The organism is Streptomyces sp., from assembly GCF_035645055.1.
Classification (GTDB): Bacteria; Actinomycetota; Actinomycetes; order Streptomycetales; family Streptomycetaceae; genus Streptomyces.
The window spans coordinates 1-23,633 of sequence record NZ_DASQNH010000025.1 but is presented as its reverse complement, the minus strand read 5'-3'; the positions used below and the strand labels follow the sequence as shown (position 1 = coordinate 23,633).

Genomic DNA, 23,633 nt, shown 5'->3' with positions numbered 1-23,633 from the left:
GCCCGGAGCGTCAGCCGCACAGCGCCCCCTGCTCCGGATCTCCTCCGGCGATGACAGCGGACCGCGCCGTCCGCCGAGCCGCTCGAACGGCTCTCCGCCATCGGCATGCGCTGGGCATGACCACGGACAGACAGGCAGCGGGGCCGGCAGGGGCACCCGTCCGCCCTGCCGCGGAACAGTCCGTGGGCTCCGGCGACCGCAACGCCGCCAGCGGCTGCCGCCCGCTTCCGCGAAGCTGCGCTGAGCAGGGACGATTGGTCTCCGTGCGCCTCATCCGCGCCCCGGCGTGCAACTCCCTCACCCATTGGAGTGACAGAAATCGGGCGCGGCAGCGGGCAGGATCCGTATGCACGCAGCCGCTCACACTGGCCGCCGCCGACTCTCACCTCTCCACCGTGGGCCATCGGCCTGTGGTTCAACGGCTTCACTGCCGCGCCCCGAATGGAGCACCGCTGTGCCCTTGAGCGTCGAACCGATCGAAGCCGAGAGGGCCGTCGCCGACGCGCTCGGGTCCCACCTCGTCGGCCATCGGGAAGTGGAGGGCACGTCAGGAGGGCGCCACAGTGGTGGTCGCCCGACGAGACCCCGGCGACAGGACTGCGGTGTCCGCGTCGGGACCCACACTGCCGGCAGCCGCGACCGCATACGGCCACTGGCGGTCGGGGTGGGGTTGCCGCGTCCATCGTCGCCTTGTCCGCGAAGCGGTCGGCCGCCAGTGGCCCACCGTCCTCGCACCACCCTTCTACCGAGCTGACCTCGGCCGGGGCGGCCGCCACTGTGCCGGTGGGCCGTTTGGCCGGACCGGACCGGCAGGCCGCCATGGCCCCACCCGGCCCGCACGGCCGCACGCCGGCCCCGTTCTGTCTTCGGTCCGCCCGAAGCCGCTCCCGCCGGCCCCCCGACCCATGTGGTTTCCCGCCCGCCGCACGCGCGTACGCAGTGACTCAAGGACGCCACCATGACGGACACACCCCTGACCGCTCCCACCGGTTCACCCGACGCCCACGCCTCCGCGGCTCACTCTCCCTCCCCTCGCTCCGACGTGGCAGCCGATGCCGCCGTTCCCTCCACGCCCGTGAACGAGCGGGAGAAGATCGCGATCGTCGGGATCGGTTGTCGGTTACCCGGCGGAGCGTGCGACCACCGCGCGTTCTGGCAGAACCTGGTCGACGGCAAGGACTGCATCACGCCGACCCCGTCCAGCCGTTACGACACGCTGTCCCTCGGCAGCCGTGACGCGGCCAGGCCGGGCCGGCTGGTAGGTGGCCGGGGCGGCTATATCGACGGCTTCGACGAGTTCGACCCGGCGTTCTTCGGCATCAGTGGCCGGGAGGCCGACCACATGGACCCGCAGCAGCGCAAGCTGCTGGAGGTGGCTTGGGAAGCGCTGGAGGACGGGGGGCAGAAGCCCGCCGAGCTGGCCGGCCGCCAAGTGGGCGTCTACGTGGGCGCGTTCACCCTCGACTACAAGATCGTCCAGTTCTCGGACCTGTCCTTCGAGACGCTGGCCGCTCACACCGCCACCGGCACCATGATGACGATGGTGTCGAACCGCATCTCGCACTGCTTCGACTTCCGCGGACCCAGCATCTCCCTGGACACCGCCTGCTCATCCTCCCTGGTGGCCGTCCATCTCGCGGTACAGAGCCTGTTGCGCGGCGAGACGGAACTGGCGCTGGCCGGCGGCACGTTGCTGCACATCGCGCCGCAGTACACCATCGCCGAGACCAAGGGCGGCTTCCTCTCCCCGCGGGGGCGCTCGCGCACCTTCGACGCCTCCGCCGACGGCTACGTACGGGCCGAGGGCGTCGCGGTGGTCGCGCTCAAGCGGCTTTCCGACGCGCTGCGCGACGGGGACCCGGTGCACGCCGTCATCATCGGCAGCGGCGTCAACCAGGACGGCCGTACCAACGGCATCACCGTGCCCAACCGGGACGCCCAGGTGTCGCTGATCGAGCGCGTCTGCGCCGAGGCCGGGATCGTCCCCGGCAGCCTTCAGTACGTCGAGGCCCACGGCACTTCCACCCCGGTCGGGGACCCGGTCGAGGCCACCGCGCTGGGCCTGGCTCTGGCGGTGGGCCGCCGGCCCGGCGACAAGTGCTACGTGGGGTCGGTCAAGACCAACATCGGGCACACCGAAGCGGCCTCCGGACTGGCCGGCCTGATCAAGTCCGCCCTTGCGCTCAAGCACCGGCTGATCCCGCCCCACATCAACCTGGAGCGGCTCAACCCGGCGATCGACCGGGCCTCCCTGCCGTACGAGATTCCGACGCAGCCCACGCCATGGCCGGCCCACGAGGGTCCCGCCCGGGCCGGGGTCAACTCCTTCGGGTTCGGCGGGACCAACGCGCACGTCCTGCTGGAGGCCGCTCCCGAGCCGGAGGCGACCGCTGCGGCCGGCCCCGCGCCGGACTGGACGGTCCTGCCGCTCACCGCACGGCACGACGCGGGTCTGCCCGAGCTGGCCGCCGGCATCCGGGCCGAACTGGCCGGCGTGCGGGGCGGGAGCCCGGCACGTCCGGCCGACCTCGGTCACACCCTGGCGCACCGCCGCCAGCACCACGCGACCCGGCTCGCGGTGGTCTACGACAGCCGCGAGGCCACCGCCCGCGCCTCGCTGGACGAGGCGCTCGCCGCGTACCTCGACGGTGAGCCGCACCCCCGGGTGCTGACCGGCCGACGCCGCGAGCACCGGGACCGGCGGCTGGTCTGGGTCTTCACCGGCATGGGCCCCCAGTGGTGGGCGATGGGCCGCCGGCTCCTGGCCACCGAGCCCGTCTACCGAGAGACCGTCGAGCGCTGCTCGCAGCACATCGCCGAACTCACCGGCTGGTCGCTGCTGGACGAACTGGCAGCCGACGAGGCGCACTCCCGCATGTCCGAGACCTGGCTGGCCCAGCCTGCCAACTTCGCCGTGCAGGTGGCCCTTGCCGCGCTCTGGCGCAGCCGGGGCGTGCGTCCGGACGCGGTGGTCGGCCACTCCACTGGAGAGGTGGCCGCCTTCCATGAGGCCGGTGTCTACGACCTGGCGGACGCGGTCAAGGTGGTGGTGCACCGTAGCCGGCTCCAGCAGCGGCTGGCGGGCACCGGCGGCATGCTGGCCGTCGGTCTCACCGAGGCCCGGGCGCTGCGCAGGCTGCGCCCGTACCGTGACGCGGTGTCCGTGGCCGCGGTGAACGGCCCTGGCTCGCTCACGCTCTCCGGCGATGAGGCCGCTCTGGCGGAACTCGCCGCGCAACTCACCGCCGAGGAGGTCTTCACCCGCAGGCTGGCCGTCGAAGTGCCGTACCACAGCCCCCGGATGGAGGTCATCAAGGACGAGTTGCTGGAGTCGCTGGCCGGGCTCAAGGCACGGCAGGCCGAGGTGCCGGTCTACCTCACTGGCCGCGAGGGCACCGCGCACGGCACCGAGCTGGACGCCGGCTACTGGTGGCAGAACGTCCGGGACACGGTGCGCTTCCGGCAGGCTGTGGAACGGCTGGGCGATGACGGTTACGGCGTGTTCCTGGAGATCGGTCCGCACCCGGTGCTGGGACGTTCCGTCCACGAGGTGATGGAGGCTCGTCCCGACGCGGCGAACCGGCCGCAGGTGTGCACTCTGCCGTCGATCCGCCGTCAGGAGGACGAGCAGGTCACCTTCACCACCTCACTCGCCGCGTTGTACACCCTCGGTGTGGAGGTCGACTGGCCGGTGCTCCAGCCCACCGGCCGCCCGGTGCCTCTGCCGCGCTATCCCTTCCGGCGGGAGAGGCACTGGGTCGAGCCCCGGCCGGTGGAGCAGATCCGGCTGGGGCACGTGGACCATCCGCTGCTCGGCCGTCGGCTGGCCAGTGCCGAACCGGCCTGGGAGGCGCGGCTGGACGTCGAGACACTGCCGTTCCTGGAGGATCACCGAATTCAGGGGAGCGTGCTCTTCCCGGCCGCCGGGTACCTTGAGATGGCCGTGCAGGCGGTGCGCGCACTGACCGGCGGCACCGACGCCACGCTGAGCGACATCGAGCTGCGCAAGGCGCTGTTCCTGCCCGACGGCCAGAGCCGCGCCGTCCAGTTCACGTTCTCGGCCGAGCACGGCGGCTTCACCGTCGCCACTCGCGCCGGGGACGGAAACGAGCCGACGGTACACGCCGTCGGCAGCGTGCGGCCCGGTCAGCGCCGCCGCCCCGGCCGCCCACTGGACGCGGCGGCGGTCCAGGACCGCTGTGGACGCCATCTGTCCGGGCCGGACTGCTACGCCGCCCTGGCCTCCCTCGGGTATCACTACGGTCCGGCGTTCCAGGGGATCGACGAGGTCTGGGTGGGCCCCCGTGAGGCGCTGGCGCGCGTCCGGCCGACGGCCGCGGTCGCCGGGCAGGGCGTCGGCCATCATGTCCATCCGGTGATGATGGACTCCTTCTTCCAGACACTTCTGACGCCGGGGCTGTCGGAGGAGGCCCGCGCAGGCACCGGCATCCGGCTGCCCGTCGCCATCGCGGAGGTCCGGCTGGACGCCGTCGGTGACCGCCCCGTCTGGGTGCACGCGACCGTGACCGGGGACGACGGCGAGCTGCTCGGTGACATCGCCGTGTACGACGAGGAGGGTACGGCCCTCGGCGTGATCACCGGCTTCCGCGCCGCCGACGTGGATCGGGCCGCCGCTTCCGTGGGCCTGGCCACGATCGACGGGTGGCTCACCGAGACGACGTGGAAGGAGCTGCCGGAGGCACCCGAGGCCCCGGACGGGCCGGACGGGCACCCCGACCAGTGGCTGCTGTTCGCGGACGGCGGGGGTGTCGCCGAGGCACTGGCCGAACGGATCACCGCGCGCGGGGGCGGTTGCCAGTCCGTCCGGCCCGGTGCCGGCTACCGGCCGGCCGCGGGCGGCCGCCCGGCGACCGTGGAACCCGGTTCCGCCGACGACCTCGCCCGCTTGCTGGCCGACCGGCGTGCCGCCGGCGCCCCCGAACCGGCTGCCGTCGTGCACCTGTGGAACCTGGACCGGCCGGAACTGGCCGGCGCCGACCACGCCGCCGTGGCGGGCCACACGGGCCGCGGCGGCCACAGCCTGGTCGCTCTGGCCGCCCTGCTCCCGGCGCAACTGCCCGGCGCCCGGCTGCACATCGTCACCCGGGCGGCGCAGGCCACCGCTCCGGGTGAGCCGGTCGAACCACTCGGCGCGCCCGCGTGGGGCATCGGCCGGGTACTGCGCCACCAGGAGCTGCCCGGCCATCCGGGAAAGCTGGTCGACCTCGCTCCGACGGCGGCGCCCGCCGGTGAGGAGGCGGACGCGCTGCTGCGCGAGTTCTCGCTGGCCGACGAGGACGAGATCGCGCTACGCCCGGGTCGTCGGCTGACCAGCCGGCTGCGTCCGGCCGAGGGCCTGAGCCGACCGCTGCCGCCGCGCCTGCGACAGGACGGCGCCTATCTGGTGACCGGCGCGTTCGGCGCGCTGGGGCGGCTGCTCTGCCGCACCCTGGCCCGGCGTGGTGCCCGGCGGCTGATCCTGGTCGGCCGCACACCGTTGCCCGCACGCGAGCAGTGGCACGACCTCGCCCCGGAGAGCCCCCCGGAGCGCAACGCCGCCTTTCTGCGCGAGCTGGAGGCACTCGGCGCCGAGCCGGTCCCCGTGGCACTGGACATCACCGACGAGACGGCGCTGGCCGCCTGGCTGGCCGAGTACCGGCGGCTCGGCCACCCGCCCGTCCGCGGCGTCTTCCACCTGGCCGGCCAGGTCCGCGACACGCTGGCCGCGGACATGGACCGCGAGGCGTTCGACGCCGTCCACGGGCCCAAGGTGCTGGGTGCCTTCGCCCTGCACCGGCAACTGGCCGGCGAACCGCTCGACCACTTCGTCCTCTTCGCCTCGATCGCCTCGCTGCTGACCACCGCCGGACAGACCAACTACGCCGCCGGCAACGCGTTCCTGGACGCCCTGGCCCACCACCGCAGGGCGCTCGGCCTGCCCGCGCTCAGTCTGGACTGGGGCCCCTGGGCCACCGGCATGGTCGAGGAACTCGGCCTGGTCGACCACTACCGGAACAACCGTGGCATGAACTCGCTCACCCCGGAGGCCGGGATGGCGGTGCTGGAGCGGGTGATCGGCCAGGACCGAGCGCAACTGCTGGTGGCCACCGTGGTGGACTGGCCGGTCTTCCTCTCCTGGTACCCGGCCCCACCGCCGCTCGTCGCCGACCTGGCCGAGACCGCGGGGCGGGACGACTCCTCGCCGGCCGGGCGGGGCGGCATGCTGGAGGCGCTGCGGCAGTCGGACGAGGCGGACCGGCCGAAACAGCTCACGGAATGGTTCACGGCGCTGGCCGCGGCCGTGCTCAAGGTGCCGGCGGAGCAGATCGCACCGGACGTCGGGCTGGGCGGGCTCGGCCTGGACTCACTGCTGGCAATGGAGCTGCGGGCCCGGATCGCCACGGAGTCGGGCGCCACCCTGCCCCTGGTGGCGCTGCTGAGCAACGCGCCGGTGAGCGAACTGGCCGCCCGCCTCTACGAGTCGCTGGCCGGACGGATCGACGCGGGAGCGGCCGACGTCGACACGGCGGCGATCGAACGGTACGAGGACGAGTCGGCGTATCCGCTGACGCAGAACCAGAAGGCGCTGTGGTTCCTGAAGCAGCTCAACCCGGACGGTTTCGCCTACAACATCGGCGGGGCGGTGGAGGTGCGGGTCGAGCTGAAGCCGGAGCTGATGGCCGCCGCCTTCCGGACGGTGGTCGAGCGCCACCCGAGCCTGCGGGCCTCGTTCGTACGGGAGCGCGGCGGGCCGGTGCAGCGGATCCCGGCCGAGGTGGAACCGGACTTCGCGGTCCTCGACGTCGAGCAGCTCTCGTGGGACGAGATCCACGAGATGATCGTCCGCGAGTACCGCCGGCCCTACGACCTGGAGCGCGATCCGCTGGTACGGCTGCGGCTGTTCCGGCGCGGGCCCGCACGCTGGGTCATCATGAAAGCCGTCCACCACATCATCTCGGACGCGATCTCCACCTTCACCTTCATCGAGGAGCTCCTGGAGGTCTACGAAGCGCTGCGCCGGGGCCGGGTACCGCAGCTGCCCCCGGTCACCGCGCGGTACCTGGACTTCCTCAACCGCCAGAACGCGTTCCTGGCGGGCCGCGAGGCATCCGCGATGCTGGAGTACTGGCGGTCGCATCTGCCGACCGATGTGCCGGTGCTCGCCCTGCCCACCGACAAGCCGCGCCCCGCCGTCCAGACGCACAACGGCGCCTCCGAGTTCTTCGTCCTGGACGAGGAGCTGAGTGCCCGCGTGCGCGCGCTGGCCGCCGAGCACGACGCCACCGTCTTCATGGTCCTGCTCAGCGCCTACTACCTGCTGCTGCACGCCTACGCGGGCCAGGACGACATCATCGTGGGCAGTCCGGTGACCGGGCGCACGGACGAGGAGTTCGCCGGCGTCTACGGCTACTTCGTGAACCCGCTGCCGCTGCATGTCTCCCTGTCCGGCGCGCCGACCGTCGCCGAGTTGCTGGACCGAGTGCGGACCACGGTGCTGGGCGGACTGGACAACCAGGAGTACCCGTTCGTGCTGCTGGTGGAGGAGCTGGGCCTCCAGCACGATCCCAGTCGCTCCGCGGTGTTCCAGGCGATGTTCATCCTGCTCCACCACAAGGTGGCCACCGAGAAGTACGGCTACCGCTTGGACTACATCGAACTGCCGGAGGAGGAGGGGCAGTTCGACCTCACCTTGTCGGCCTACGAGGACGAGGCGGACCGGAGGTTCCACTGCGTCCTGAAGTACAACACCGACCTCTTCCACGCCGGGACGGCCGCCCGGATGGCCCGCCACTACGTCACCCTGCTGAACGGTTTGACCACAGCCGGGCCGGAGCGGCCGGCCACCACGCTGGAGCTGCTGGGGCCGGAGGAACGCGCCCTGGTCCTGCGCCAATGGAGCGGCACGGACCGCCGGGTCCCGCACGACGGCGTGGTGCACGAACTGATCCTGCGCGCGGCGGCCGCCCACCCGGACGCGCTCGCGGTGGCGGCCCCCGCCGAGTCCGGTCCGACCGTCCGGCTGGCCTACGGCGACCTGGCCGAGCGGTCCCGGCGGGCCGCGGCCCGGCTCCGTGCGCTGGGCGCCGGACCCGGAACGGTGGTGGCGCTCTGCCTGGAGAAGTCGCCGGAGCTGGTCGTCGCTCTGCTGGCGGTGCTCCGTACAGGCGCCGCATACCTCCCGCTGGACCCCGGCCACCCGGTGGGACGCCTGGCGGACATGGTGGAGCGCGCCGGTGCCGCGCTGCTGGTCTGCGACGACCGGGACCGGTTCGAACCGCTGCCCGCCCGGCCGGTCACCGTCGCCGAGCTCGGCTCCGCCGGCGAAGAGGAGTTCACGGACGTGCCGGTCGGCCATGACGACACGGCGTACGTCATCTGCACCTCCGGCTCCACCGGCCGCCCCAAGGCCGTCCGGGTCACCCATGGCAATCTGGCCTCCGCCTGCCACGCCTGGCGGGCCGAGTACCGGCTCGGTACCGACGTACGGGTGCACCTGCAGATGGCGAACCCCTCGTTCGACGTCTTCACCGGGGACGTGGTCCGCGCGCTGTGCTCGGGCGGTGCCCTGGTGCTGGTCGGCCGGGAGCTGCTGTGCGACCCCGCCCGTCTGCACGAGGTGATGCGCGCCGAACGCGTGGACGCCGCCGAGTTCGTCCCGGCGGTGGTGCGCACGCTCGCCGACCACTGTGAACGGACAGGTCTCGACCTCGCGTTCATGCGCCTGCTGGTGGTGGGCTCGGACGTGTGGAAGGTCGAGGAGTACGAGCGGTTGCGCGCCCTGTGCGGGCCGGGGACGAGACTGGTCAACTCCTACGGCCTCACCGAGGCCACCATCGACAGTGCCTTCTTCGATGGCCCGACGGACGGGCTGGAGCCGAGCCGGCCGGTGCCGGTCGGACGGCCGTTTCCGAACACCGCCCTCTACATCCTGGACAGGCAGGGACGGCCGGTTCCGCCCGGGGTGACCGGGGAACTGTGGATCGGCGGCTCGGGCGTGTCCCCGGGCTACCTCGGTGAACCGGAGCACACCGCCCGCCGGTTCACCACGCGCCCGCTCGGCGGCTCCGACGGCACCGAGCCGGTCCGGGTCTACCGCACCGGCGACCTGGCCCACTGGGATGCCGACGGCCGGGTGCATCTGCTGGGGCGGGCCGACTCGCAGATCAAGGTGCGCGGCCACCGGATCGAGTTGGGGGAGATCGAGTCGCGGCTGTCCGAGCGGCCCGAGGTGGCGCAGACGGTGGTCACGGTCCGTCCCGACCGTGGTGGCGATCCGGTGCTGTGCGCCTACTGCGTCCCGGCGCCCGGGCGGACAGTGAACCGGGGCGAACTGCGCCGCCATCTGGCCGGCTGCCTGCCGACCTTCATGATCCCGACCTGTTTCACCGAGTTGCCGGAACTGCCCCTCACCGCCAACGGCAAGGTGGACACCGCGGCACTGCCCGAACCCCGGGCGGACGCCGACGGGGCGGAGGCAGAGCCGCCCGTGACGCTGTACGAGGTCCGGATGGCCGAGCACTGGCGGGCCCTCATCGGCATCGAGGAGCCCGGCATCCAGCACGACTTCTTCGAGTGCGGCGGCTCCTCGATCAAGCTGATCGAGCTGATCCACGAGCTCCAGGCGGAGTTCGCCGTCGACATCCCGGTGAGCAGGCTTTTCAGGACCACCACCCTGCACGGGATGGCGAAGACCGTCGAGCACATCGTCACCGGCCGGATCGAGGGCTCCCTTCCGTATCTCACGTTCCACCCGGAACAGCCGCGGACGGTCTTCTGCTTCCCTCCGGCCGGCGGCCACGGACTCGTCTATCGACAGTTCGCCACGCACCTGCCGGACTACCGGATCGTCGCGTTCAACCACCTGTCGGGAGACGACAGGACGGAGCGCTACGCCGACCTCGTGGAGTCACTCCAGACCGAGGGCCCGTGCACCCTGCTCGGTTACTCGCTCGGCGGCAACCTCGCCTTCGAGGTGGCCAAGCAACTGGAACTGCGCGGACGCAAGGTGTCACACGTGGTCATCCTGGACTCGTACCGCATCTCCGAGTCCTTCCGCCTCACCGAGGAACACCTGGCGGACTTCGAGCGCGAGCTCGGGGAGCATCTGCGCCGGCACACCGGGTCGGCGACGGTGGCCGAGGAGACCCTCGACCAGGCCAGGGACTACATCGACTTCTGCGGCCGCACCCCGAACACCGGGACGGTCGCGGCCCCGGTCTGGGTCATCTCCGACGAGACCAAGGCGGACCTCCACGCGGCCGGGCTGGGCGGCTCCTGGCACGGCAGCTCCACGACGCGCACGACAGTCCTGCGGGGCTCCGGCGCGCACGCCGACATGCTCGATCAGGGGCACCTCGAACACAACGCCGGACTGGTGCGCGCGCTAGTGGATGACTCCCCCACCGCACCCGTGTGACGTCCGCGCGCCCCGCGGGACCCGACTCGACAGGAAGGCGAATCTGGACATGGACACGCAGCGGGAGCCGCTTCCGTATCTCGTGGAACCGGCCCCGGGATTCGGCCCCCACCCCGCGTACGAGGAGCTGCGTGAGCAGCCGCCGGCCCGGGTGCGGATGCCGTACGGGCAGGAAGCCTGGCTGGCCACCCGGTACACCGACGTCAGGACGGTCCTGTCGGATCCCCGCTTCAGCCTGGCCGAGACGGCGGCGCGGGACAAACCACGAGTGCGGCAGGAAACCGCCGGCAGCTGCGGGTTGTTCACTCTGGACCCGCCCGAGCACACCCGGCTCCGGCGCGTACTGGCCAGGCACTTCGGCGCTCGCCGGATCGAGCAACTGCGCGAGAGGGCGGAGGAGATCGCCGAGGAGCTGCTCGACCGGATCGTGGAGTCGGGGTCACCGGCCGATCTCGTCGGCCGGTTCGCCGTCCCCCTCTCGACGACCATCGCGGGCGAGGTGCTCGGTGTGCCTCGTGAGGACCACCACCGGCTGTGGACCTGGGCGGAGCGCAGACTGGCCGGCACAGCGACGGAGAAGGAACTGCGGTCACAGGCCGAGGAGTACTCCTCCTGCGTGACCGGGCTGTTCGAACTGCGCCGCCTGCACCCGGGCGACGACGTGCTCAGCTGCCTGCTGCGGGCCCACGACGACGGCGTGATCACGAAGGGAGAGGTGTCGGCGCTCGCGGAGGACGTCCTCGTCGCGGGGTTCGTGACGGTCGCGTACCAGACCGCTGGTTCCTTCTACCACCTGCTGGTCGATCCGAGTCGGCTGGAGCGGTTGCGCGACCGGCCGGAACTGCTCGAGACAGCCGTCGAGGAGCTGGTGCGCTACGTACCGCTCAACAACTTCATCCTGCCCCGCTACGCCCTGGAGGACATCGAGCTGGGCGGGGTGCTGGTCCGGGCCGGCGAGCCGGTGCTGGTGGCCCTCGCCTCCGCCAACCGGGATCCCGTGGTGTTCGCGGGCCCCGACGACCTCGTCCTCGACCGCGCGGCCTGCCCTCATGTCGGTTTCGGGCACGGCCCGCACTACTGCCTCGGAGCCCCCCTGGCGCGGCTGGAGCTGCGCGTGGCCCTCGAGACGGTGGTGCGACGCCTGCCCGGACTCAGACTCGCCGTCGCCGAGGAGCACCTGCGCTGGAAGACCGGGGGCGCCGTCAACGGCCTCCACGCCCTGCCCGTCGCATTCGAGGCCGCGGGCGGCGCCCCTGCCCGGGAACGTTCGGGACGACAGGTGGCATCCGCCGACGGCAGCGAGACGGGAGGGCACACCAATGGCGCATGACACCCGTCCGGACACACTCGCGCGGAACCAGCCGCTCGCCTTTCCCTTCGGACCGGGCCGCGGGCTGGAACCCCACCCCGCGTACGCGCGGCTGCGCGAGCAGCCCGTCGCCCGGGTGCGGCTGCCCCACGGGCAGGACGCCTGGCTGGCCACCCGGTACACCGACGTCAGGACGGTGCTGTCGGACCCCCGTTTCAGCCTGGCCGAAGCCGTGGGCCGGGACCGGCCCCGGACGGAGGCGAACGACTGGGACCAGGTCGGCCTGATGTCCCTGGACCCGCCCGGGCACACGCGGCTGCGCTCCCTGATGACCAGGGAGTTCAGCGCCCGCCGGATCGGCCGGCTGACCGCCCGCGTCCGCCGTGCCGCCGAGCAGCTCCTCGACCACGTCGTGGCATCGGGGCCCCGGGCCGACCTGGTCGGGCAGTTCGCCGTCCCCCTGCCGTTGACCCTCAACTGCGAGCTGTTCGGGGTCCCGCCCGAACACAGTCGATTCCGCGACTGGGTGGAGCGCATCGTGTTCGCCTCCACCGTGGAGGAACTCACGGCACAGACGGACGAGTGGGCCGGAAGGGTCGCCGAACTGCTCGACCTGCGCCGCGCGAACTTGGGTGAGGATCCGCTCAGTTCACTGCTGCGGGCCCATGACCGGGACCGGACGATCACCGAAGAGGAGCTCCTGGCACTCGTCACCGATCTCGTCGCCGCCGGCTTCGTCACCGTCACCGGCCAGATCGCGGCCTCCCTCTACCACCTGCTGACCCGCCCCGAGGCCCTCGTGCGGCTGTCCGAGCGGCCGGAGCAGGTCCCGGCGGCCGTCGAGGAACTCCTGCGGTACGTCGATCTCCTCGATTTCACCGCCCCGCGCTATGCGACGCAGGACGTCGAGCTGGGCGGGGTCCTCGTCCGCGCCGGCGAACCCGTCATCACCTCGCTGGCGGCCGCCAACCGGGACGCCGCGGTCTTCCCCCACGCCGACGACCTCGTTCTCGACCGCGCCGGGGCCCCTCACCTCGGTTTCGGGCACGGTGTGCATTTCTGCCTCGGCGCGCACCTGGCGCGGCTGGAACTGCGAACGGCCCTCGAAGCGGCACTGCGTCGCCTGCCAGGGCTCCGGCTCGCCGTACCGGAGGAGGACCTGCGCTGGCGGACGGGGGGCATCGCGAACGGCCTCCATGAGCTGCCCGTCCTCTTCGACGCGCACCGTGCGCCTGTCGCTGGGGAAGGCGGACCGCGGTGACGGCACATGGCACCGAGCCGGACTGGGCCCGCCGGACGCGTACTGCCGGCAGCAGACCGCGGATCCTCATCATCGGGGCGGGAGTCGCGGGCCTGTCGACCGGCTGCTACGCGCAGATGAGCGGGATGCGGACCCGCATCCTGGAGAAGCACGTCCTGCCCGGCGGCTGCTGCACGGCCTGGTCGCGCGACGGCTACGTGTTCGACTACTGCATCGAGTGGCTGATCGGTACGGGGACGGGCAACGACGCGGCCAGGATCTGGCGTGAGCTGGGGGCCCTGGACGGCAAGACGGTCCGGAACTTCGAGATGTTCAACAGGGTGGTCGACGAGGACGGCCGCTCGGTGACGTTCTACAACGACCCCGACCGGCTGGAGCGGCACCTCCTGGAGATCTCCCCCGCCGACGCACGGCTGATCCGGTCCTTCTGCCGCGATCTGCGGCGGTTCACCGGCATCAACCTGTACCCGTTTCTCACGGCGCCGCCACTGCGGACGGCACGCGATCGGCTCAGCCTGCTGCGCACTGTCCTGCCCGCTTTCCTGCTGTTCTGGCGCACCGCGGCGACCCCGATGGAGTCCTTCTCGGCGAAGTTCCAGGATCCGCTGCTGCGGCGGGCGTTCCCCTTCATCTTCTTCCAGGACCACGAAGTCTTCCCGCTGCTCCCCTACTTGTTCAACATGGCCAGCGCCTTTCACGGCAACGCCGGTTTCCCGCAGGGGGGATCACTGGGCCTGTCCCGCTCCATCGAGGAGCGGTACACCTCACTGGGCGGACGGATCGACTACCGGGCGCGGGTGCGGCGCATCCTCGTCGAGGACGACCGAGCGATCGGCGTGGAGCTCAAGGACGGGAGACGCTACTACGCCGATCACGTCGTCGCGGCGTGCGACGGCCGCACCACGATCCACGGACTGCTGGACGGGCGGTACACCAGCCCCGTCGTCGACACCCTCTACACCGAACTGCTGCATGATCCGAAACTCGTGTACCCGGGAGTGGTCTCCGCCTTCGTGGGGGTGCGCGGCGACGCCGACCCCGCTGCTCCGCACAGCACCACCTACCTGCTGTCGCGGCAGGACAGCGCCGAGTTGCCGGCCGTACGGCAGAACAGCCTGGTCGTGCAGGAGCGATCCCTGTACTGCGACACCTTCGCGCCGTCCGGCAAATCGGTGGTCCACTGCACCTACTTCAGCGACTTCCCCTACTGGAAGGAGCTGCGCAGTACCGACCGCAAGGAGTACCGGGCACGCAAGGGTCAGGTCGCCGACTTCGTGGAGCGCTTCCTGGAACGTCACCGTCCGGGCATCGGCGGCCGGATCGAGGCGATCGACGTGGCCTCTCCGGTCACGACCCTGCGCTACACCGGAAACCACAACGGCAGCATCCTCGCCTGGAAGTCCTTCACCGCGGCCGAGAAGCTGTCGAACAAGCTGGTCAGCAGGGACCGCATGCGCCTGCCGGGCCTGCGCGGCTTCTCCATGGCCGGCCAGTGGGTCGGCGGCGGCGGTCTGATCCGCGCCGCGGCCTCGGGCCGTTTCGCCGTCCAGTACCTGTGCCAGGAGTTCGGGCTGGAGTTCACGGCCTGGGACAGCCCCGGCGGCGAGCCCTGGCACCGCGGCAAACTCGGCCACCTGCCCCAACTGGACGCCTGGCAGGCGGGCCCGTCGTCCCGGAACCGTGGACAGAGCTGAGGAGGCACCGGCGATGCCATCGTCACAGCGAACCAGAGAGTCGATGATCATCATCGGTGGCGGCCTCGGCGGCCTGTCCACCGGCTGCTACGCCCAGATGAACGGCTACCGGTCCCGGATCTTCGAGATGCACGAGATCCCCGGAGGCTGCTGCACCGCCTGGGACCGCGGTGACTTCACCTTCGACTGCTGTGTGAGCTGGCTGCTCGGGAACGGACCCGGCAATGAGATGCACCAGATCTGGCTCGAACTCGGCGCTCTGCAGGGCAAGGAGATGCGGCACTTCGACGTCTTCAACATCGTGCGCGGCAGGGACGGTCGGGCGGTGTACTTCTACTCCGATCCCGACCGGCTGCAGGACCACCTGCTCTCCCTCTCGCCGGCCGACGCCCGGCTGATCCGGGACTTCTGCGGCGGCCTGCGCCGGTTCCGCGCATGCCTGGTCAGATACCCGTTCCTCAAACCCGTGGGCCTGATGGGGCGGGCCGAGCGCTGGCGCATGCTGGCATCCTTCCTCCCCCACTTCAACATCATCCGCAAGTCGATGGCGACGCTGATGACGGACTACTCGGCACGGTTCAAGGACGCTCTGCTGCGCGAGGCGTTCAACTACATCCTCTACGAGAAGCACCCCGCGTTCCCCGTGCTGCCGTTCTACTTCCAGCTCGCCGCGCACGCCAGCCTCTCCGCGGGCGTACCCGAAGGCGGTTCCCTGGGGCTGGCCGAATCGGTCGAACGACGCTACCGGCGCCTCGGCGGGGAGGTGACCTGCAACGCGAAGGTCGAGGAAATCATGGTCGAGAACGACCGCGCGGTGGGGGTGCGGCTCAGTGACGGACGGGAGTACCGCGCGGACATCGTGGTCTCGGCCTGTGACGGCCGAACGACGACCATGAAGCTGCTGGGCGGCCGCTACCTGGACGACACGTACCGAAAGCTGTACACACAGACCATTCAGGAGCCGGGCATGGTCTTCCCCGGTTACGTCATGATGTTCCTCGGGCTCCGCCCCGCCTTCTCGCGGGGCGAGCCGTGCACCACCTACCTCCTGGACGAGGACATGGCGGCGCGACTGCCGGGCCTGCGGCACCCCAGCGTGAACGTGCAGTTCCGCAGCACGCACTTTCCGGAGCTGTCCCCCGCGGGGGCGACCGTCGTCTACGCCACCTACTTCTCCGACACCGCCCCCTGGCGCGCCCTGAACGCCGGGCACCCGGAACAGCGCACCCGCTCCCACCGGGGCAGGACGGTGCATACCCGCCCGCTGCCGCACGGGCGTGAGTACTACGCGGCCAAGCGCCAGGTCCGTGAGGCCCTGGTGGGATTCCTGGACAGGCGTTTCCCCGGGCTGCGGGAGGCGATCGTGGTCCGCGACCTGTCCACCCCGCTCACCCAGGTGCGCTACACCGCCAACCACGACGGGACGGTGCTCGGCTGGCAGCCCTTCGTCGCGAGTGGCGAGACGGTGGAGGAGCAGGTCAAGAGATACGGCCCGGCGCTTCCGGGCCTCAAGGACTTCTACCTCTCCGGTGTGTGGGCCACCACCGGCGGCCTCATCCGGGCCGCCGCGGCCGGTCGCCACGTCATGCAGTTCGTCTGCCGCGACGACGGCCGGGAATTCACCGCCGGCATCGACGACAGCGCACCGCCGCCCACACACGTCGTCATCCCCGTGGGCAAGTAACCACCGGCCCACGGTCCCCTGTCACATCTGAACACAGAGAGGACTCACGCATGAGGATCGAGACATGGGTCGTACGGGAACACGCCGAGGGCGTGCCCGACGTCGGCAGGGTCTACGAGAAGGTGGTCGACGATGTCGACATCGAACTCGCCGACGACGAGATGCTCCTCAGGACCCGCTACGTCTCCCTCGACCCCTTCCTCAACGGCCTCACCCAGGTGACGCCGCTCGGCGGTCACGCTCCCGGACTGTCAATCATGGAAGTGCTCGAGGCCGGGCCGGACGCCGCCTTCCGCCCCGGAGACCTGGTGGAAGGGTTCGGCGGCTGGCGCACCCACCTCGTCAGCGACGGCAAGCCCTACGTCTGGGACACGGGATCGTTCCTCTTCGACGTCACCCCCTTCCGCAAGCTCTCCCCGGAGCACTACGACGCCCGGCTGCCGATCACCACGGCACTGGGCGTCATGGGAGTTCCGGGACTGACCGCCTGGGGGACGATGACGAAGTTCTTCACCGTCGAACCCGGCGACACGGTCCTGATCAGCGGTGCGACCGGGGCCATCGGATCACTGGTCGGCCAGCTGGCCAAGCGCGCCGGCGCCCGTGTGCTCGGCACCACCAGCACGCCTGCGAAGAGGGCGTATCTCGACGAACTCGGCTTCGACCAGGCGCTGCTGTACCGGCACGGCGACGACATCGACACGATCCTCCCGGCCCTGCGCAAGGCCGCGCCTGACGGCGTGGACAAGTACTTCGACAACATGGGCGGCGCCATCACCGACGCGGTCTTCACCATGCTCAATCGGTACAGCCAAGTGGCGGTGTCGTGGCAGTGGGCCACCACGGTCGGTGGGGACCGGACAGGGCCACGGCTGCTGGAGCAGATCATGCGTCCACGCACCACCATCCGCGGCATCTACGCCCAGGACTGGTACACCGACGAGGACTTCACCGCCCTCCACGACGATCTGGGGGGCATGGTCCGGCGCGGAGAGATCGGTTACGACGAGACCGTGCACCACGGCTTCGACCGCATTCCGCTGGCCTATCAGGGCTTGTACGAGAACAAGGCAGAAAGCCGCGGGAAGCTGATCGTCGAGGTATGACCGTTAGTACGGAGCGCCCCGTCCTCGACGGCAAGGGCAATATCTCCACCGGTTCCGGACCCGACGAGCAAGCCCCGGGATGTTCCGTTCTGTGCCGCCGTCCCGAAGCATGGCGCACACCCCACCAAAGCACATGATGCCCGGGCCCCCGGCGGGCCGGGCGTCAGCCCGGGCGGGGACCGGTCTCGGAGTCGTTGGGGTCGACACCGGTGAACGCGGTGTCGTCCTTCGTCCCCGAGGGGCGTCCGGAGCGGCCCTTGCGGCCGGTGTCCCGCATGCCCTTCTCCGGCTTGCCGCCGTACTCCTCACCCGGCGCGGTGCCGCTCTCGACCTCGTCGCCGGGCACGGAGGTGCGCTCCTCCTTGGAGATCTTGCGGCCCGGGCCGGGTGACGGGGCGTCCTGTGCGCGGAAGGAGCGGCGGGCGCTCGGGTTCTCCTGCTGTCGGGTCTCGTCGACGTCGGGAGACCAGCCGTGGTGCTCGGTCCCCTCGTGCCGGCTCACCCCCTGGCCCCGTGACGGCTTCGATGACTTCTGTTCCTTGGGCATGCGCCGACCTGCCTGTCCGCTGTGGTGGAGGCACGTCCTCCCGTGCCGTGGCAGTAAGAATTCTTCCACTCCCCCACAAAATCGGCATATCAACAGGTCCGGAGGCGTGCAGTCACGGGCTGTCCATGCCGACCATGTGGCACGAACCGCGACCCTTACGAGTGATGCGCGGGATTCGTGTCGACGGCCGGGCGAGCCGGTGCCGGACCATCTCAGGCAGCCGGTTCGCGTCACCACCGACCGCCGCACCCTGGGAGGGTCGCCATGCGCATCCTGCTCGTCGCCAGCGCCTACAACAGTCTCACGCAGCGCCTGCACGCCGAGCTGCGCGAGCGGGGGCACACCGTCGCCGTCGAGGTCACACCCCACGGCAGCGACGTACGTGCCGCCGTCGACCGGCACACGCCCGAGCTGGTGGTGGCACCCATGCTGAAGGCGGTCGTACCGCGTGAGGTGTGGACGGCCAGGACATGCCTGATCGTGCACCCGGGGCCCGTGGGCGACCGGGGGCCGTCTTCCCTGGACTGGGCCGTCCGCGAGGGCGCCGGCGAGTGGGGCGTCACCGTGCTCCAGGCGGAAGAGGAGATGGACGCCGGGCCCGTCTGGGCGACGGCGACGTTCCCCGTCCCGCCGGTGGCCAAGAGCGATCTGTACCGCAACGAGCTGGCCGACGCCGCCGTCGACGCGGTGCTCCTGGCGGTCGAACGCTTCGCCTCCGGCCAGTACGTTCCTCTCGACCAGGGCACACTGCCCAGGATGGCGGGCGCGCGCACCAGGCCCCCGATGCGCCAGGCGGACCGCCGTATCGCATGGGCCGACGACACCACCGACACGGTGCTGCGCACGCTGCGTGCCGCCGACTCGCAGCCCGGTGTCCTGGACGACCTCCTCGGCGGGCAGTGGTTCCTCCATGGCGGCCACCCCGAGCACGGGCTGCGCGGCCGCCCCGGCGAGCTGCTGGCCACCCGGGCGGGCGCGATCTGCCGCGCCACCGCCGACGGGGCGGTGTGGGTTCCCGAGTTGCGGGCGCGCACCGGACCCGGCGCTCCGCGCGCCTGCAAGCTGCCCGCCACCCTCGCGCTGAAGGGGTGCCCGGAACTGCCGGACCTGCCCGAGCTGCCCGCCCCGGCTCTCCTGGCCGCCGACGACGACAGCACCTGGTCGGACATCCGGTACCGGGAGGACGGCCCGGTGGGTGTGCTCTCGTTCTCCTTCCCGGGCGGCGCGATGTCCACCGAGCACTGCCGGCGCCTGCTGGACGCCTACCGGGCGGCGTGCGCCCGGCCCACCACCGTGCTGGTCCTGGGTGGCGGCCGGGACTTCTTCTCCAACGGCATCCACTTGGGGGTCATCGAGGCCGCGACCGATCCGGCGGCCGAGTCATGGGCCAACATCAACGCCATGAACGACCTGGTGGAGGCGGTCCTCACCACCACCGACCGCCTCGTCGTCAGCGCGATCGGCGGCAACGCCGCCGCCGGGGGCGTCATGCTGGCCCTGGCCGCCGACGAGGTGTGGTGCCGCTCCGGCTCGGTGCTCAACCCGCACTACCGGCGTATGGGGCTGTACGGCTCGGAGTACTGGACCTACAGCCTGCCCCGCCGGGTGGGGGCCGCCATGGCCGAGCAGCTCACCGAGGAGGCGCTTCCGGTCACCGCCGCCCGCGCCCGGGACATCGGCCTGATCGACCGGGTGGTCGAGTGCGCCCCGTCGTGCTTCACCGCCGAAGTCACCGGACTGGCCGCACACCTCGCCGCCTCCGCGCGGGCCCAGACGCGCCTCGCCGCGAAGAAGGCGGAGAGCGAACAACGGGAGGCCGTCACCCCATTGGCTGACGTCCGTGAGCGGGAACTGGCACGTATGCGGGAGATCTTCCAGAACCCCGCCGCCCCCTACCACGCACTGCGCAGGGCGTTCGTCCGCAAGGAACCGGTCGCCGCCGATCGAGCCGCCGCAGATGCGAGGAGCGCCCCGCTGGCGGACTCTTAGCCCGGTAAAGGATTGTTCCAGCGGTTTTGCCGTTTTCCTCCCCGAGGAGGGCTTCGATGAACACAGCGTCGCCGACCACCGTCGAACAGGCGGGCACCCCCGACTCGCCCGGTACCGAAGAGAAGCCGATCCACATCCTCTGGATCAACGCCGGGCTGAGCTGCGACGGTGACTCGGTCGCCCTCACGGCCGCCATGCAGCCCAGCATCGAGGAGATCGCCCTCGGGGCCCTGCCCGGCCTGCCGAAGATCGCCGTGCACTGGCCGCTGATCGACTTCGAGTGCGGGCCGGTGGACGGCGCGGACACGTTCATCGAGTGGTTCTTCAAGGGTGAGCGGGGCGAGATCGACCCGTTCGTCCTGGTGATCGAGGGGTCCATCCCCAACGAGGCGATCAAGCAGGAGGGCTACTGGTGCGGATTCGGGGACGACCCGGACACCGGCCAGCCCATCACCACCAGCGAGTGGATCGACCGGCTGGCCCCCAAGGCCCTCGCCGTGGTGGCGATCGGCACCTGCGCCACCTACGGCGGCATCCACGCCATGGCAGGGAACCCCACCGGCGCGATGGGCGTGCCCGACTACCTGGGCTGGGACTGGAAGTCGCAGGCGGGCATCCCCATCGTCTGTGTGCCGGGCTGCCCCATCCAGCCGGACAACTTCGCCGAGACCCTGACCTACCTGCTCTACCAGGCGGCGGGGTCGGCGCCGATGATCCCGCTGGACGACAAGCTCCGCCCCACCTGGCTCTTCGGAGCCACGGTCCACGAGGGCTGCGACCGGGCCGGCTACTACGAACAGGGCCAGTTCGCGCTGCAGTACGACTCGCCCAAGTGCCTGGTGAAGCTCGGCTGCTGGGGTCCGGTCGTCAAGTGCAACGTGCCCAAGCGCGGCTGGATGAACGGCATCGGCGGCTGTCCCAACGTGGGTGGCATCTGCATCGCGTGCACCATGCCCGGCTTCCCCGACAAGTTCATGCCGTTCATGGACGAACCTCCTGGCGGAAAGCTCTCCAGCACCGCCAGCGGAGCCTACGGCGCGGTGATCCGGCGGCTGCGGACGATCACCGCCAGGACGGTGGACAAGGAGCCCAAGTGGCGGCACACGGGCCGGGAGATCACCACCGGCTACCGGCCGCCATGGTGACCACGCCCGGCCCGGCAGCAGCTCCGGACCTCCCGGGCCGCTCGAAGACCCGTTCCACACCCCGCTCGAAGACCTGACCGAAGGGCATCACAGACACCATGGCGACCTCGACGACGTCCGGTGACGGCACCGGACTGGTGGAGATGGCTTGGGACCCGATCACGCGGATCGTGGGCAGCCTCGGCATCCACACGAAAATCGATTTCAAGCAGAAGCGGGTCGCCGAGTGCTACAGCACCTCGTCGGTCTTCCGCGGCTACAGCGTCTTCATGCGGGGCAAGGACCCGCGCGACGCGCACTTCATCACCAGCCGCATCTGCGGCATCTGCGGCGACAACCACGCCACCTGCTCGGTGTACACGCAGAACATGGCGTACGGGGTGAAGCCGCCGCACCTCGCCGAGTGGATCATCAACTGCGGCGAGTCCGCCGAGTTCATGTTCGACCACAACATCTTCCAGGAGAACCTGGTCGGGGTCGACTACTGCGAGAAGATGGTCCGCGAGACCAATCCGGGGGTGCTCGAACTCGCCGAGCGCACCGAGGCGCCGCACGCCGCCGAGCACGGCTACCGCACCATCGCCGACATCATGCGCTCGCTCAACCCCCTGGAGGGCGAGTTCTATCGCGAGGCCCTCTCGGTCAGCCGGTACACCCGGGAGATGTTCTGTCTGATGGAGGGCCGCCATGTGCACCCCTCCACCCTGTACCCGGGCGGCGTCGGCACCATCGGCTCCGTCCAGCTCTTCACGGACTACATGACCCGGCTCATGCGGTACGTGGAGTTCATGAAGCGGGTCGTGCCCCTGCACGACGACCTGTTCGACTTCTTCTACGAGGCGCTGCCCGGCTACGAGGAGGTCGGCCGCCGGCGCGTGCTGCTCGGCTGCTGGGGAGCGTTCAACGACCCCGAGTACTGCGACTTCACGTATGCCAACATGTCGGACTGGGGCCGGCGGATGCTCGTCACCCCCGGTGTGATCGTGGACGGCAAGCTGGTCACCAACGACCTCACCGAGATCAACCTCGGCATCCGGATCCTGCTCGGCAGCTCCTACTACGAGGACTGGGCGGGCCGGGAGCAGTTCGTCACCCACGACCCGCTCGGCAACCCGGTCGATCCCCGCCACCCTTGGAACCAGCACACCATCCCGGCACCGCAGAAGCGGGACTTCGACGACAAGTACAGCTGGGTGATGTCGCCGCGCTGGTTCGACGGCAAGGACTACCTGCCGCTGGACACGGGCGGCGGCCCCATCGCCCGTCTGTGGTCGACCGCTCTGTCCGGACTCGTCGACATCGGGTACGTGAAGGCCACCGGCCACAGCGTCGTCATCAACCTGCCCCGCACGCTCACCAAGCCGGAGACCACCTTCGAGTGGAAGATCCCCCGCTGGAGCAACGCGCTGGAGCGCAACCGAGCCCGCACCTACTTCCAGGCGTACGCCGCCGCCGTGGCGCTGCACTCCGCGGAGATGGGCCTCGCGGAGGTGCGCGCCGGGCGTACCCAGACCTGGGAGAAGTTCGAGGTTCCGGACGAGTCCATCGGGGTCGGTTTCACCGAGGCGGTACGCGGTGTCCTGTCGCACCACATGGTCATCCGGGACGGCAAGATCGCCAACTACCACCCGTACCCGCCGACGCCCTGGAACGCCTCCACCCGCGACACCTACGGGACACCCGGACCGTACGAGGACGCCGTGCAGAACACGCCCATCTTCGAGGAGAACCCGCCGGAGAACTTCAAGGGCATCGACATCATGCGCGCCGTGCGCAGCTTCGACCCGTGTCTGCCCTGCGGTGTGCACATGTACGTCGGTGACGGCAGGACCGTGAAGTCCATGCACGTCCCCACCGGCCTGAGCGGTCTGTCCGGATGAGCGGCGGTACCGACACGGGCGTCGCGCCCGGTGCGCCCCCGGCGTCCGGCGCGATGACCGCGGACACGGCCGGCCGGCTGGTCGAGGAGGTCCTCGACCGGCTGGCGGACTCCGGCGACCGCGCGGCGTGCGAGGCCGCCGAGGAACTCGTGCGGGTCCTCATGGAGTTCTACGGAGCCGGTCTGGCCCGCGCGGTCGAGCTGATCGGACGTCACCCCGACGCCACGGCCGGCGACACCCTCGCCGCGCTGCTCGGGGACGAGCTCGTCGCGGGTCTGCTGGTCCTGCACGGGCTGCACCCGGACGACGTGCCCCGGCGCATCGACCGGGCGCTGGCCGGCCTCCCCCACCCGGTCGAGAGCGCCGGCTTCGACGCCGCGACCGGCGTGCTGCGCCTGCGGCTCACCGGGGCGGCGGGCTGCGGCTGCGCCGGCACCCGGGAGGGCATCGAACAGGCGGCGCGCGACGCCCTCGCGTGCTTCGCGCCCGAGGTGACGGCGGTGGAACTCCAGGAGGCCGCCCGGGAGCCGGCCCTCCTTCAGATCGGGGCCGGCCCGCCGCGCGCCGCAGACGGCGGCCGCTCACCGGCCGCGGCGCCGTG

The 23,633-nt window shown here is 71.0% G+C and carries 11 protein-coding genes; 10 read left to right on the top strand and 1 reads right to left on the bottom strand.

Features of this window, described 5'->3' with window-relative positions; translation table 11 throughout:
- Positions 1 to 958 precede the first annotated feature (958 nt).
- Genes VE614_RS08230 through VE614_RS08205 form a run of 6 tightly spaced genes read left to right on the top strand, consistent with a single transcriptional unit; the run spans position 959 to position 17,471 of the window.
- Positions 959 to 10,417 (top strand): non-ribosomal peptide synthetase/type I polyketide synthase, encoded by a 9,459-nt coding sequence (locus tag VE614_RS08230; RefSeq protein WP_324934181.1) that lies wholly within the window; start codon positions 959 to 961, stop codon positions 10,415 to 10,417.
- A gap of 49 nt (positions 10,418 to 10,466) precedes the next feature.
- Positions 10,467 to 11,747, top strand: coding sequence for a cytochrome P450 (locus VE614_RS08225; protein WP_324934178.1), 1,281 nt, complete (start codon positions 10,467 to 10,469; stop codon positions 11,745 to 11,747).
- Positions 11,737 to 12,987 (top strand): cytochrome P450, encoded by a 1,251-nt coding sequence (locus tag VE614_RS08220; protein WP_324934176.1) that lies wholly within the window; start codon positions 11,737 to 11,739, stop codon positions 12,985 to 12,987. The genes VE614_RS08225 and VE614_RS08220 overlap by 11 nt, the downstream gene beginning before the upstream one ends.
- Positions 12,984 to 14,681 carry an NAD(P)/FAD-dependent oxidoreductase gene (locus VE614_RS08215; protein WP_324934174.1) on the top strand — a complete coding sequence of 566 codons (1,698 nt, stop codon included), beginning with the start codon at positions 12,984 to 12,986 and terminating at the stop codon, positions 14,679 to 14,681. The genes VE614_RS08220 and VE614_RS08215 overlap by 4 nt, the downstream gene beginning before the upstream one ends.
- Before the next feature lie 43 nt (positions 14,682 to 14,724).
- Entirely contained in the window at positions 14,725 to 16,365 is a 1,641-nt protein-coding gene (locus tag VE614_RS08210; RefSeq protein WP_324934172.1) for an NAD(P)/FAD-dependent oxidoreductase, read from the top strand.
- 50 nt (positions 16,366 to 16,415) lie between these two features.
- Entirely contained in the window at positions 16,416 to 17,471 is a 1,056-nt protein-coding gene (locus tag VE614_RS08205) for an NADP-dependent oxidoreductase (protein WP_324934170.1), read from the top strand.
- Between the two features lie 163 nt (positions 17,472 to 17,634).
- On the opposite strand, the gene VE614_RS08200 is transcribed toward VE614_RS08205, so the two are convergent.
- Positions 17,635 to 18,018, bottom strand: coding sequence for a hypothetical protein (locus tag VE614_RS08200; RefSeq protein ID WP_414719546.1), 384 nt, complete (start codon positions 18,016 to 18,018; stop codon positions 17,635 to 17,637).
- Between the two features lie 264 nt (positions 18,019 to 18,282).
- On the opposite strand from VE614_RS08200, the gene VE614_RS08195 reads away from it, so the two are divergent.
- From VE614_RS08195 to VE614_RS08180, 4 genes are all read left to right on the top strand, one after another.
- A complete protein-coding gene (locus VE614_RS08195; RefSeq protein ID WP_324934167.1) occupies positions 18,283 to 20,007 on the top strand; it encodes a hydrogenase maturation protein in 1,725 nt (574 codons plus the stop codon).
- 56 nt (positions 20,008 to 20,063) lie between these two features.
- On the top strand, positions 20,064 to 21,152 hold the full coding sequence (locus VE614_RS08190) for a hydrogenase expression protein HypE (protein WP_324934165.1): 1,089 nt from the start codon (positions 20,064 to 20,066) through the stop codon (positions 21,150 to 21,152).
- A gap of 98 nt (positions 21,153 to 21,250) precedes the next feature.
- Positions 21,251 to 23,032 (top strand): nickel-dependent hydrogenase large subunit, encoded by a 1,782-nt coding sequence (locus VE614_RS08185; RefSeq protein WP_324934163.1) that lies wholly within the window; start codon positions 21,251 to 21,253, stop codon positions 23,030 to 23,032.
- Positions 23,029 to 23,633 (top strand): hypothetical protein (locus VE614_RS08180; protein ID WP_324934161.1); only part of this gene is annotated, 605 nt, incomplete at its 3' end. The genes VE614_RS08185 and VE614_RS08180, both read left to right, overlap by 4 nt.